Source organism: Sphingobacteriaceae bacterium (genome assembly GCA_002319075.1).
Lineage (GTDB): Bacteria > Bacteroidota > Bacteroidia > B-17B0 > Aurantibacillaceae > Aurantibacillus.
On record NVQB01000001.1, the window covers coordinates 2438559 to 2452415 of the forward strand.

At 38.5% G+C, this 13857-nt stretch carries 9 protein-coding genes and 1 tRNA gene; 6 read left to right on the forward strand and 4 right to left on the reverse strand.

Annotated features, from left to right (window positions below; translation table 11 throughout):
- Positions 1-1107 precede the first annotated feature (1107 nt).
- Complete coding sequence (locus CNR22_10630; protein PBQ32207.1) at positions 1108-2025, forward strand: hypothetical protein; 918 nt, start codon at positions 1108-1110, stop codon at positions 2023-2025.
- Positions 2026-2029: 4 nt separating this feature from the next.
- Here CNR22_10630 and CNR22_10635 read toward each other — a convergent pair whose 3' ends face one another.
- Positions 2030-3433, reverse strand: coding sequence for a hypothetical protein (locus CNR22_10635; protein ID PBQ32208.1), 1404 nt, complete (start codon positions 3431-3433; stop codon positions 2030-2032).
- A gap of 460 nt (positions 3434-3893) precedes the next feature.
- A tRNA-Arg gene (locus CNR22_10640) sits at positions 3894-3969 on the reverse strand.
- Positions 3970-4074: 105 nt separating this feature from the next.
- Here CNR22_10640 and CNR22_10645 point away from each other — a divergent pair.
- Both CNR22_10645 and recO read left to right on the forward strand, forming a co-directional pair.
- On the forward strand, positions 4075-6420 hold the full coding sequence (locus CNR22_10645) for a hypothetical protein (protein PBQ32209.1): 2346 nt from the start codon (positions 4075-4077) through the stop codon (positions 6418-6420).
- The gene (recO, locus tag CNR22_10650) at positions 6420-7136 is read left to right on the forward strand and encodes a DNA repair protein RecO (GenBank protein PBQ32210.1); all 717 of its coding nucleotides are present in this window, start codon (positions 6420-6422) and stop codon (positions 7134-7136) included. Before CNR22_10645 ends, recO begins: the two co-directional genes overlap by 1 nt.
- An 81-nt stretch (positions 7137-7217) precedes the next feature.
- Here recO and CNR22_10655 read toward each other — a convergent pair whose 3' ends face one another.
- Positions 7218-7532, reverse strand: a complete 315-nt coding sequence (locus tag CNR22_10655) for a hypothetical protein (GenBank protein ID PBQ32211.1) — start codon at positions 7530-7532, stop codon at positions 7218-7220.
- A 144-nt stretch (positions 7533-7676) separates the two neighbouring features.
- Here CNR22_10655 and CNR22_10660 point away from each other — a divergent pair, with 144 nt between their 5' ends.
- Positions 7677-8270: a hypothetical protein gene (locus CNR22_10660; protein PBQ32212.1), complete on the forward strand. Its 594-nt coding sequence runs from the start codon at positions 7677-7679 to the stop codon at positions 8268-8270.
- A 204-nt stretch (positions 8271-8474) separates the two neighbouring features.
- Here the strand turns inward: CNR22_10660 and CNR22_10665 are convergent, their stop codons facing one another.
- A complete protein-coding gene (locus CNR22_10665; protein PBQ32213.1) occupies positions 8475-8630 on the reverse strand; it encodes a 50S ribosomal protein L34 in 156 nt (51 codons plus the stop codon).
- A 165-nt stretch (positions 8631-8795) separates the two neighbouring features.
- On the opposite strand from CNR22_10665, the gene CNR22_10670 reads away from it, so the two are divergent.
- Together CNR22_10670 and CNR22_10675 are read left to right on the forward strand one after the other, a co-directional pair.
- Positions 8796-10637 (forward strand): multidrug ABC transporter ATP-binding protein, encoded by a 1842-nt coding sequence (locus tag CNR22_10670; protein ID PBQ32214.1) that lies wholly within the window; start codon positions 8796-8798, stop codon positions 10635-10637.
- Positions 10638-11003: 366 nt separating this feature from the next.
- The gene (locus tag CNR22_10675; protein PBQ32215.1) at positions 11004-13826 is read left to right on the forward strand and encodes a membrane assembly protein AsmA; all 2823 of its coding nucleotides are present in this window, start codon (positions 11004-11006) and stop codon (positions 13824-13826) included.
- Positions 13827-13857 lie beyond the last annotated feature (31 nt).

The window sequence follows — 13857 nt, forward strand, 5'->3', positions numbered from 1 at the left end:
TTGTATTTTAACTTCAGGATCTTTCACCATTTCAGCCAACATCAATTTTAATCTTTCATTTCTGAGATTTACAAGATTTGGATTCTCAACATCAATCTTCAGTTTTACGCCATAAGAAGTTTCATAACGGTTTGTTCCACCCGGATAGCCATAAATCATAGCGTAATCACCGTCATTCACTCCTTTTAAAGAAACATTTAAAAACTGTTTTGGTTTATAAGGCACGTTGTCTGCTTTGTAGTCAGAAGGTTTTCCATCTGCTGACATGTAAACACGAAAGATAGAAAAGTCACCGGTATGACGCGGCCATTCCCAGTTATCAGTGTCGCCACCAAATTTTCCAATACTTTCAGGAGGTGTTCCCACTAAACGCACATCTTTATATGGCTGGTAAGTAAATTGTAAAAACTGATTGCCTTTAAAGAAGCTGCTTATGCGCACTTCCTGTCCTGTGCCTTCAGAAGCCTTAGCAGACATCTCCGTAAGAATGGCAGGAAGTTTAGAAGTTACTTCATTTGCTTTTACATCCTTCAATTTTTCAAGAACAACTGCAGTAACATCGTCTATCTTAACCAGGAACTGCACACTTAAACCCGGACAAGGAATTTCTTCCTGTTTTGATTTTGCCCAGAAGCCGTCTTTTAAATAATTATGTTCTACAGTACTTCTGGCTGCGATTTGATCGTAACCACAATGGTGATTTGTAAATAATAAACCCTCTTTGCTTACTACTTCTGCTGTGCAGCCTCCTCCAAAAATAACAATAGCATCTTTAAGACTATTTTTGTTCATGCTGTAAAGTTGCTCTTTGCTCAGTTTCAGACCTCTTTTCACCATGTCGGCGTAAGTTTTTTCACCAATAAGGTGAACAAGCCACATTCCTTCATCGGCTTTAACTGTATTAATCGTAAAGGCTACAATTAAGGCTAGTATTAATTTTTTCATGTATAGATTGATTTTTGCTGCAAAAATAGCATTGAATTTGATATAACCGGAAGCTTTATTATAAAAGCCGTTTCTAGAGTCATAATTGAGTGGTTGCAGGGCAAATATCCCCTCTTTAGGGGGAGCGGTAAATATGGTATCTTTGTGAAAAGACAGCACCTTATGAACCTCAAACTTTTTTGTCTGACTGCCTTAATTTCGTGGCAAGTTGCTTTTTCGCAAAACGAAGAAAAAGAATACAACGATGGTCACGGAGGAAAAATAAAACTTCCTTTAGGAGACATTTCTTTTGCTGATAGAGTAATAAGTTATAAACCTGGCAATCCTGCACCTATTGTTGAAAATTCAAAGCCTAACGACGCTGTTGGAAAACCTGATTTTGTTGAAGCAACTGTTTCGGGTTTTGTTTCTTTAGGCACAGGAGGCGAACTCGTTGTGGCTTTTACCGATAATGCCCTGGTAAATGTGGAAGGCCCTGATCTTTATGTGTTCGAGGTTGGAAGATATGTGGAAGAAACGTTTTTATATGTTTCGCGGAACGGGAAAACCTGGAAAAATGTAGGAAAAATAAGCGGTGGTAATGCTTTAATAGATATAGGGGATTCTACAAAGCCGGGAGAACTATTTACCTATGTAAAATTGGTAGATGCTGCAACTCCGCTTAAGAAAGTAGATAAAATGTGGCCGGGTGCCGATATCGATGCTATCGCGGCAATTGGTTCTGCCAAACAAATGGCGTTAAATGCACTTTATCTTTTTAATACCAACGAATCAAAAATAAAACCCGAAGCAAAAAAAGAACTCGATGCTATTGTGGAAGAGTTAAAAAAGAATCCTACGTTTAATCTGGTAGTGAGTGGGCATACAGATAGCACAGGGAACAAAACCTTGAATCAAAAATTATCGCTGGCGAGGGCCGATGCTATTCAATCTTATTTTATTAATAAAATGCCAGAGCTAAAGGGAAAGATTCGCACAAACGGGTATGCAGATGATTTTCCGGTGGCAACAAATGCTACTACAGAAGGGCGGGAGAAAAACAGACGCGTAGAAGTGTTTTTTGTGCCGTTAAAAAAATAGAGTATTAAATATAACGTGTCCAGATTAACTGTAACGATATAATCAGGCATATCAATGTTATTGAAATCGATAAGAACATCGAAAGTTTTTTTGCACTAAAAAGGCGATTATAAAATACAACGAAAAAAAGCGGAACAAAAGGAATAAAATACCTGCCCTGTAAAGTCACAATGAATTCTGCGCCAACGTAATCCCAAATAAGGTGTTGTGACAATAAAACAAGAAATAAAATGATCACAAAAGAAAGCAGGAAAATAAATTTTGTTCCAAGTCCGACGTGTAGCTGTGAGCTGCCATCTGCCAGGGATAAAAGAATAAGCGCACAATAAGCACAACAAACCAGCCAAAAAGGAAGCGAAAATTCAAGCCAGCCAAAAGTTCCAATGTACCCGTTGAAATACATGTCGAAAGCAAAAGTGGAAGATTTCACAACAACATCGTAAAAATACCAGCCTCCGTGTAAAATAAGGTGCATCTGTTTGCCTGCATCAGCACCATTTACAAGGGCCGCCCCATCGCGAAATTGCGGATTGTAATTTTCGTAATTTATGTAAAGAGGGCTCAGCAGCGTGTTCCAGAAAACAAAAAACACAAGGCCTGCCAAAACTAAAACACCCAGGTTAAACACACGGTTTTTAAGGCTTGTAAATTTATCGCCTGGAATAACTAATAGTAGCAGGAGTAGTGGTGCGTAAACTAATTTTATAGAAACCAGCAGTACTATCACTCCTAATAATTTCGCTCTCCGGGTAGCATTAAAAGCAAACGGATCGTAGGCATAGCCAATTACGGTTGCTATAAAAAGAAAACAAACCGCGTTGGTAATAACATCTGCACTCAGCGACATATTTACGAACAAAGACATAGGTAGTAAGGCCAAAAAAGAAAACAGCCATTTATAAAAAGGAAGAATTTTAATAGCGCAAAAAACAAGCATAATCCAGGTTAAAAGCGAGAAGAGGCGTGCAAGATAAAAAGCGTAAAAAGGATTTGCATTACAAAGGTTTGTGATAAAAATAGCAATGGCTCCCGGTATATAACAAACAGGAGAGTATAGCGCAGTGTTATTAAAATCGTAAAATTTTTGCTGTTCCTGTTCTAATGGAATTTCCCTGATTTTTTGTATTTCCAGATCTTTGATCTTAAAATCCTTTACACCAATCATGCGCGTATAAGAGTGCACTAGTTTTTCGAGACTTGTGGGTAAATTTCCTCCTACTCTTTTATCTTGTTTAACCGAAATAAGTTCACCTTCTGCTATCTGCCAGGTGCGGTAAAAATGATTGGGTTCGTCGGGCACCTGGAAAGGTGGAGTGATAAATAAAAAACAGAGTCCGAAAAACAGAGAGGTGAAAAGAAAAAACTTTTCTGCACGGACTTTATTAAAAAAAGAAAAGAAAGAAGTCATACGCCAAACGTCCTGTTAGAATCTGGCGGTTAAGATAAACTATTTTAAAGAATTTGAAGGGATTGGCTACGCCGGACCCTTCTCGTGCGAAGTCATAATTCAAAAGTAAAATGCTTTGCATTTCCTTTTTGTTTTATCCTCGTCGCTTTAAAGATTGCTTTAGGTTTTTTTTACACTGAAGGGATTGGCTACGCCGGACCCTTCTCGTGCGAAGTCATAATTCAAAAGTAAAATGCTTTGCATTTCCTTTTTGTTTTACCCCTGTCGCTTTAAAGCAAGCTTTAGGTTTTTTACACCGAAGGGATTGGCTACGCCGGACCCTTCTCGTGCGAAGTCACAATTCAAAAGTAAAATGCTTTGCATTTCCTTTTTGTTTTATCCCCGTCGCTTTAAAGCAAGCTTTAAGCGCCTGGGATAAAACAAAAAAGTTTTGGCATAGCCAAAACACTTTTGCATTTATTCGTGACTCCGAAGGGACTCGAACCCCCAACCAACAGAACCGGAATCTGTCATTCTATCCATTGAACTACGGAGCCTTATACCGATAGTAATCGGGAGAACAAATATAGCACCATATTTGCTCGCGGAGATATAATATTATTGTAATTTTAGCGTTATAATACAATTGCTGAATTTAAAATATGATGCGGATACTTAGTTTTGTTTTTACTGTAATTTTTTTTCAGGCTTTTTCACAAATTGGCCCTAGAACCTGGCAAGATCATTTAGGCATAAATACCTGCAACAGTGTTACAAGGGTTGGCAGCACAATTTACGCTTCGTATTTTAATGGAGTAATCAGATTTGACGAAAAAGAACTGGCTCCGCAAACGCTTAATAAAATCAATGGTCTTAGTGATATTGGTGTTAGGCTTGTAAGGGCAAATCCTTACAACAATAAAGTTTTAATTATTTACGATAACTGCAACATCGATGTTATTGATGCCAATAAAAACCTTAAAAACTATCCCGATATAAAACTCAAAGCCTTAAATGGAAAAAAATTAATTAACGCGGTTACTTTCGATAAACAATTCGCTTACTTATCCTGCGGCTTTGGGATAGTGGTTTTTGATATGGATAAGTTTGAGACTAAGGAAACCTATATTATTGGTCCTGATGCTGGCTATCTTGAGGTAAATGAGCTAGCCTTTAATGATTCTCTCATTTTCGCTGCAACTCCAGATGGGATGTATAGCGCGAACCGTTCCAAAGCGCTGATTAACTATAAAAACTGGCGTCTCGATACTTTAAACAACATGCCACAAGGGTATTTTGGTGGTGTTAAAAACGTAGGCGGTACTATTTTGACGGTTTACAATCCAAGTCATGTAGATTACGCCAATGCAGGAAAAGATACCCTTTATATCTACAGCAATACGGGTTGGAAAAAATATCCACCTATGGATAGCGTTGGCTCTTTTATTCGCTTTTTAGGACCCGTTTATGAGAATTATTTTTCTTTCGCAGATCTTACTGGTTTATGGGTTTTAAATTTAGCTGATGGCAAGTCAACCCAACACCTCGAAAGTTACAAGGGTGAAGTAGACTACTCCACGTTAAGAGATGCCTATATTGGTAAAGAAGCGAATGGTAACGTGGCTCACTGGACCGCCGACGCGCGTTTTGGCTTGAATCGTTTTTATTTTTTCTGGGACAATCCTGACAAAATTACAAGGAATGGAATGAATAAAAATACCATAAGCAATACTGATATTTTTAGAGGTAAGGTGGCGGTGTCGCCTTCGTACATTAATAATGCCGGAACAGGAAATTATTCCCGCGAAGGCATTAATATTTTAAAAAATGGTGAGTGGTCATATTTAAAATGTTTCCAGGACGACGGAGCTATAGTAAATGATGTTACTTCTGTATTGTGGGACAGGCTTGATACCACAGTGCTGTGGGCATGTTCGTGGTATTACGGTGTAATAAAGTATAAAAATGGAAAACAGGTAACACCTTCCTATTGGTCGGGAAATTACCCTATGCCTGGTATTCTTCCTGGAGAACCGCGCTGTTCTGGATTAAGCATGGACAAGAGTGGTAACCTGTGGTTTGCCAACAGCGATGTTAAGAGTTATTTAAGTGTAATTAAAAGAAACGGACAGTATCAGAATTTTGGCTTTGAGTCAAATAGGGGATTTATCCGTAAAACATTTGTTGACAAAAACAACCAGATTTGGATTCTACATGAGAGAGATGCCGGAATAACAGTTTATAATCATAAAAATTTTAATACACCGCAGTTGGGCGTTAACTATAGAATTCTGACGAATGCTGTTGGTAGTGGACGCTTACAATCGAATACGGTTTACGCTATTGCCGAAGACCTTGATGGAAAAATATGGATAGGAACCGGCGAAGGAATCAGTGTTTTTTATAATCCCAGCGCTATTTTTAGCGGCAATGATTTCGATGCTCAGCCAATAAAGATTGTTCAGGATGGAAACGTGGAGTTGTTGTTGGGAAAAGAAGTTGTTACCTCTATTAAGGTAGATGGAGCCAATAACAAATGGTGCGGCACTTTGTCGGGCGGCATTTACTGTTTCAGTCCCGATGGTCAAAGAGAACTTTATCATTTTACCAAAGAAAACAGCTCTTTATATTCAAACACAATAGTTGAGATCAATTACGATGAAGTTACCGGAGACCTTTTCTTTGCTACCGACGCAGGCCTGCAATCCTACCGCGGCATTACACTCGCTGGCGGAGAAACGTATTCAGATGTATATGCGTACCCAAATCCGGTAAAACCAAATTACACAGGCTCTGTATTAATACGCGGACTAATAGATGACTCAGTAGTAAAAATTGCTGATGAAAGCGGCAACATGGTTTGGGAAGCTAAATCAACCGGTGGACAAATTGAGTGGCCTGTAACAACTTTCGCTAACAACCGCGTGAGTTCAGGTGTTTACATCGTATATGCTGCAACAACTACAGGCGAACTAAAAGCACTAACGAAAGTTCTGGTGGTTAATTAATGCGGGTTTCAGACAAAGCCATTGTTCTACAAGCCATCAAGCATGGCGATAAAAAGTTCATTATAAAGCTTTATACCCGCTCTCAGGGCATGGTAACTGTTTCAACCCACGTTGCAAACGCACCTTCCTCTAAAATTAAACCAAGCGCTATCTTGCCTTTAAGTTTGCTCGATGTTGAACTTATCATTAAGCAGAATAAAGAAATTCATCAGCTCACCGAGGCTTCTTGTTATTATATCAATACAAGCATTTCAAATTCCATCGTAAAGCTTACCATTGCCCAGTTTTTAAACGAAATTCTTATTAAGACGTTAAAGGAGCAAGGAGCCAATGCCCACCTATTTGAGTTTGTAGAAACCTGTCTTAAATTTTTGAACGATACAGATGAGGCAGTGAACCTGCATCTGTACTTTTTAACGGAGCTTACAAAATATCTTGGCTTTGAACCACAAAATAATTTTAGTCAGCAAACACCTTATTTTGATTGCAGAGAAGGTAAGTTCTCGGCAATAGGATTAACCATGCCTTTGGGACTAACCAAGGAGGACTCTTTTTTATTTTCCGAATTCTTAAAGATCAATAGTTTAAAAACAAACATCAGCAATTCACAGCGTCAACTTATTTTGGAAATACTTTTGGCTTATTACAAATTACATATTCCTAATTTTAATGAGGTGAAAAGCCTGGAAGTGCTGCGTGAAGTAATAGTGGGCTAAGGCAGCTAATCACAAACTCTCGATTCCCATAGGTTTATGTAAGCTCTTCCATTTTAGAGTTAACTTCTCAATTTCGTAACACTAGCTTAAAGAGGTTTGTAGTTTATCTCTGTAATTTTGTTTCGTTGAAAAGCGGTTTTGGTAGTTCCGTTTTTCAGATATAGATTGGTTAACCGCTTTCAGCTGCAAAAGGGAAGGCGGTTTTTCATTTAATATACTCCGAGTCAATCTGAAAAGTTGGAAAAAGTTGAAAGAATACGCTTTCAGTTTAACAGTCTGGAGTGATTTTCTGGCCAGGCTCCCTTTAAACCCGGGAGGCCACTTTTCTTGATCAGGTCCAAAAGGAGTGGTGTAAAACTCACCAGCTTTATACCAGCTCCTTGGTTCCTTGCACAATACTCCCTACTTACCCCGTACATATCCCGTCTTTTAGTATAAAATACATCCATTCACTCAGCTTCTCATACACCTTCCCTCAGAGGTCAAGGCACTCTTACTCATTCGTCAAATTTTTCGTTCAATTTCGAGGTATCTTTGTATATGGCATTTCAGGTCGGTGATATAAAACTCTCAGGTACTGTAAATGGTATTTCTTTTTACCACAGTGTCTTTGGCTGGCTGGCCAGGGCCAAGGGAGGGCCGGGCCGCAAACAATTCAAAACCTCACCGGCATTTGTCCGATCAAGAGAGAACAGCGAGGAATTCACAACTTGTGCACGGGCTGCTGCTGCTCTGCGCCGCCTGGTAATAAAACACACTGCTCATAGAGACAAAAGCCTTTACCACCGGCTCATGAAGTTGATGCGCCTGCTCGCAGATAACGATAAGGACTCTCTTCGTGGAAAGCGCGATCCAATGAAAGGGATGCAGACAATAGAAGCCAGGGCACTTTTAAAGGAATTCAAAATAAGCGAAAATCTTTGCCTGTATGATCTTCTGCTCATAGAAGGGTTGATTAAAAAATCTCATGAGAAAGTGAAGGCATCCAAGACACCTGCTATCCCGTCAGCAGCTATTAAGCGAAGACGAACCAAACAGCTTTCGCCTTTTTATACTCTTTCTAAAGCTCTGCCGGCACACTTATCTTTAAGCCAGATCCGGAAACAAATACAGGGTAACACCGCTTTCGGTTAAAGCCGCAGATAGAAAGCTATTTATAGGATTAGCATCTACACTACAATCAAACTTTATTTTCTTCCCCATGGCATTTGAGCATGATCCCAACTTTCGCGCCTGATCCCCTTTCCGATTGATTTAGGATTTTAATGAAGGTTCATGGGAAAAGCAAAAAAGCCGTACGGAGATCCGGACGGCTTCAATTTTTTAAACAAAAGAATTCTATTTGTGAGTTTTTTCGCTGCTAACAGTCAATTTTGCGCGGCCTTTTGCACGGCGGGATGCTAAAACACGACGTCCGTTTGCAGTTGCCATACGCTCTTTAAAACCATGTTTATTTTTTCTCTTGCGTTGCGATGGTTGGAAGGTCCTTTTCATGATATTCTGTAATTAAAATGTGTTTATATTCCTAAAAATGGAGTGCAAATATAGGGCTAATTTTGGTATTGACAAATTTTATTTCGAAAAAGCAGACATATAAAACTGCCAAATTACAATTAAATGACAGGACTAATCAATTTATCGCCTAATTTTGTGCCTTCTATGGCGAAAAGACAAGAACAGGCAGCAGAAAAACCCATTACAAAGGACGAGTTACCAAAAAGTAAACTTACTCTTGCAAACCTCAGGAAATCAACGCGTTTGTTCTCCTATTTGGGCAAACAGAAATGGAAATTTATCCTTGGTTTGATCTTTTTGGCTGCCAGTGCGGGAGTTGGTCTTGTATTCCCCATGAAGTCTGGAGAAATGCTGGGATACATTGGAGATAATTCTAAAACCGGCGGGGCTCTTAGGCAGGAATTAATGGAAATAGGAGTGGTATTGCTTGTTATTCTGGTTGCCCAGGCGGCGTTTTCTTTTGGAAGGGTTTATTTATTTGCACAGGTAACTGAAAATGTTTTAAAAGCCATTCGTAAAGATACCTTTGATCGTTTGATTCAAATGCCTATGAGTTTTTTCTCAAAAAACCAGGTCTCAGAATTAAGTAGTCGTATAGCGACAGATATAAACGTAATATCGGAGGCCTTTACTGTAAACATCGCCGAAATTATTAGGCAATCTATTGTTGGTGTTGGTGGCCTGGTGCTTTTAATGGCCACAACAAAATGGGTTATTGCCAAATGGTTTCTTATCATCATTCCGCCACTTACTATTGTTGCAATTTTGTTTTCCAGAAAAATTCGCAAGTTCTCAAAGAGTTACCAGGAAAAAATTGCAGAGTCTAACGTTATTGTTGGAGAGGCGTTTACCGGTATTACCAACGTAAAGACTTTTACAAACGAACAGTATGAAATTAATAAATACGATGTTGTAACAAATGGCGTACGAGAATTTGGTTTAAAATACGGTATTTTCAGAGGTTTGTTTTTTTCGTTCGTTATGCTTTTTGTTTTTGGGTCTATCTTTTTTATCCTTTGGCAGATGCTTTATGCACTAAAAGTTGATGGAAGTATTCAACCTAAAGAATTCGGAACTTTTATGATGCTTTCTCTTTTTGTAGCAGGATCATTAGGTGGTCTTCCCGAACAGATCGCGTCTTTGCAAAGAGCTCTGGGAGCTACTGACAGGGTGTTTGAGTTAATAGATGGCGATATTGAAAGTATCGATCTTTTAAAAGATAATAAAGTTGCCGGAAGTTACACCAAAGGCGAAATTCAATTCAACAGCGTTTCGTTTAATTATCCTTCACGCCCTGATTTTAATGTATTAAAAAATGTTGACTTTAAAGTAGAAGCGGGGCAAACGGTTGCTCTGGTGGGATCAAGCGGTTCCGGCAAAACTACTATTGCCTCTTTAATTCTTAGGTTTTATGATCCTACAAGCGGCACCATAACCATCGATGGAATTAACAGCACCTCTATTTCTTTAACTGAACTCAGAAAACAAATTGCTCTTGTTCCGCAGGATGTTATTTTGTTTGCAGGAATTATAAAAGATAACATTGCCTATGGCAGACCAAATGCAACGGATGCTGAGATTGAAGAAGCGGCGCGTAAAGCCAATGCCTATGACTTTATTATTTCTTTTCCTGATCAATTTAAAACATTGGTTGGAGAACGCGGCATTCAGTTATCAGGCGGACAACGTCAGCGTATAGCCATTGCCAGGGCAGTTTTAAAAGATCCGAGCATTTTAATATTAGATGAGGCCACCAGCAGTCTCGATAGCGAAAGTGAATACCTTGTACAAGAAGCCCTGGATAAATTAATGGTTGGTCGCACCAGTGTGGTTATTGCCCACCGTTTGTCCACCATTAAAAAAGCAGATAAAATTATTGTTCTTCAGGATGGCGTAATTCAGGAAACCGGAACGCACCAGGAATTAATTTTAAACGACAAAGGACTTTACTACAAACTTAGTAAAATGCAATTTGAGCTTTCTTAAAGCCTCTTGGAAGAAACGGTCAGTGTTTGAACATAAAAAAACAGGCTGCCTTTCGGAAGCCTGTTTGGCGATAACCTTTTTGTTCTTCTAACTAAACACTAGAGCGTAACAATCTATAATTACTGGGTTAATAAAATCTAGCCTTGGTTATCACCTGTTCACTCATCTTTTACAGGGTAATACAAACAAATACAAAGTGTTTTAAAGAAGCGTTGGGTTCAGCCGGAAATTTAACACTCGCCGGGCCTATTGATTTTATAACTACTGAATTCCCAATTAGTTATAATTAAATTTGGTATGGCGTTAAATTCGATTTTGTTCCCCTAATTCTTCTTATTTTTAACACATCTAAAATTTAACATAACTATGACCACTCCAAAACCTAAGAAAAGCTTAATCAGACGCATTTTAAAATGGACAGGCATCTCTTTGCTTGTAATTATTCTTTTGTTGATTGCCGCACCTTTTATTTTTAAGGATAAAATTGTTGCGATAGTAAAAGAACAGGCAAATGCTAACCTGAACGCAAAAGTAGATTTTGGAGATTTTGATCTCAGTTTGATCTCCTCTTTTCCTGATTTCCGATTTAAAATTCAAAAAGTAAGCGTTATTGGAGTGAATGAATTTGAAGGAGACACGCTGGCTTATATTGGCGAATTAAAAACCGATATTAATTTAAAAAGTGTTTTAAGTGGTGATCAGTACCAGATTAATTCTATTGTGATCGATAAAGCACGCATCCAGGTGAAAGTTCTAAAGAGTGGTAAAGCTAATTACGATATCGCCAAACCAAGCGCTGACACAATAGCTGCAGCTCCCGATACTTCAGCTCCTACAAAATTCAAAATGCAGTTAAAAGAATTTAAAATCAGTGAAGCTTATATTGTATATGATGATCAGCAAGGCAACATGTACAGCAAGCTTGAGAATTTTAATTACACAATGAATGGCGATTTCACGCAGGATGTTTTTGTAATGAACAACTTAATTGACATTGCAAAAACCACTTTCAAAATGGATGGTGTTGCTTACTTAAACGAAGTACATACCAAAATGAAAGCTGATCTGGATATGGACATGCTTAAAATGAGATTCGGATTTAAAGAAAATGAGTTGAGTCTCAACGATCTTACTTTAGGATTTGATGGCTACGTTTTAATGCCTGATACTAATATTGATATGGATCTGAAATTTGCCGCGAAACAAACAGAGTTCAAAGCTATTTTGTCCTTGATTCCAAGCGTTTACAGCAAAGACTTTGCTTCGGTAAAAACTTCCGGAAAGTTAAAATTAGATGGACATGCTAAAGGCAGGTACAATGCTGCACAAATGCCCGCATTTGGTGTTAATCTGGCTATCATGGATGCGATGTTTAAATATCCTGATCTTCCGAAAGCGGTTAATAATATTAATATCGACGTAAAAGTTCTTAATCCAACAGGAGTATTAGATGCAACTACAGTTGATGTAAACAAATTTCATATCGAGATGGCGGGTAATCCTATAGACATCGTAGCTCACGTAAAAACTCCGATTTCAGATCCAGGCATTAGGGCTAATATCAAAGGCTTGATCAATCTTGCTTCTGTAAAAGAGTTTGTACCGATGGATAAAGGGGATGATTTAAGTGGGATCATTAAAGCCGACATTAGTGCTGATGGTCACATGAGTGCTATCGACAAAAAAGAATTCGACAAATTTCAAGCTAGTGGTTCGTTCGAAATTGATAAGATGAATTACAAAACGGCCACTCTTCCTTACGAAGTAAAATTAAATACCATGAAGTTGAACTTTACAACTCAGTTTGTAGAGTTAGCGGCATTTGATGCCCTAATGGGTAAAAGTGATATCAAGGCTTCGGGACGTATTGACAATTTACTTCAGTATATTTTTAAAGACGATTTAATCAAAGGCTCCTTTGCGTTAAACAGTAATTTGATGGATCTGAATGAACTGATGGCTTCTACCGATACTTCAGCTGCGGCTACGGCAACTGTGGCGGCTGATACTGCAGCTGCAAGTGTTTTTGTAGTTCCTGCTAATTATGATTTTAATCTGGATGCAAAAATCGGCAAGGTACTTTACACAAACCTCGTGTTAGATAACATGATTGGTAACATAGTTGTGCGTGATCAAAAAGTAGACATGACCAATTTAAAAATGAATGTTATCGGAGGTGGTCTTACTGTAAATGGGTACTACGAAACAACCAATCCTAAAAAACCAACAGTTTCCATGAATTTAAAAATGGAGAACTTTGACATTCAAACAACCTTCAAAACTTTTAATACTGTTGCAAAACTCGCTCCTATTGGTCAATACGCCAAAGGAATGTTTACTGCGACTCTGGAGAACTTTAAAACTTCTTTAAATGAAAAAATGGAACCAGATTTGAATGCTGTTGACGCACATGGTGTTTTCAAAACAAACAAAGTAAGTGTAGGTGGTTTTCCTCCTTTTGTAAAATTAGGCGAAGCATTAAAAATTGAGCAGCTGAAAAATATGGAAGTGGATAATGTAAATGCAAAATACTTTATCAAAGCAGGACGTTTAAACCTCGAACCATTTGATGTAAAAATTGCTGGTATTAATACAAACATAAGCGGAAGCACTGGATTAGATCAAACCATTGATTACAAATACAAAATGGAGATTCCACGCAAAATGTTTGGTGGAGCGGCTAATAATGTGTTAGATGGGCTTATGGCACAAGCGAACTCAAAAGCAGGCACCAATGTATCTTTAGGAGAAAAAATAAATGTCAATGTTTCTATGGGTGGAACAGTAACCAATCCAACCATTAAAACAGGCATGAAAGGCACTGAAGGTCAGCCGAGTGTTGTGTCAACAGTTACAACACAAGCTCTGAACGCAGGTATTGATAAAACCAACGAAGAAGTACAAAAAATTCTGGAAGATGCAAAAGCCCAGTGTGAAAAACAAAAAGGAGAAGCGCAGGCTCAGGCTGAAAAACAAAAACAAGAAGGTTACGCAGCAGCAGATAAACTGGTGGAACAAGCCAGCAATCCAATAGCGAAAGTAGCCGCTAAAAAGGCAGCAGAAAAAGCAAAACAGGAAGTCGATAAAAAAGTTGTAAAACTCATCAACGACGCAGAACAGAGATGTATCAAAGAAATGGAAGATGCCAAAGTGAAAGCGGATGCTAAGGCGGCGGCTAATAAGAAGTGATCAAAGTAGTTTTAAAGGAAGCCCTGCGTTT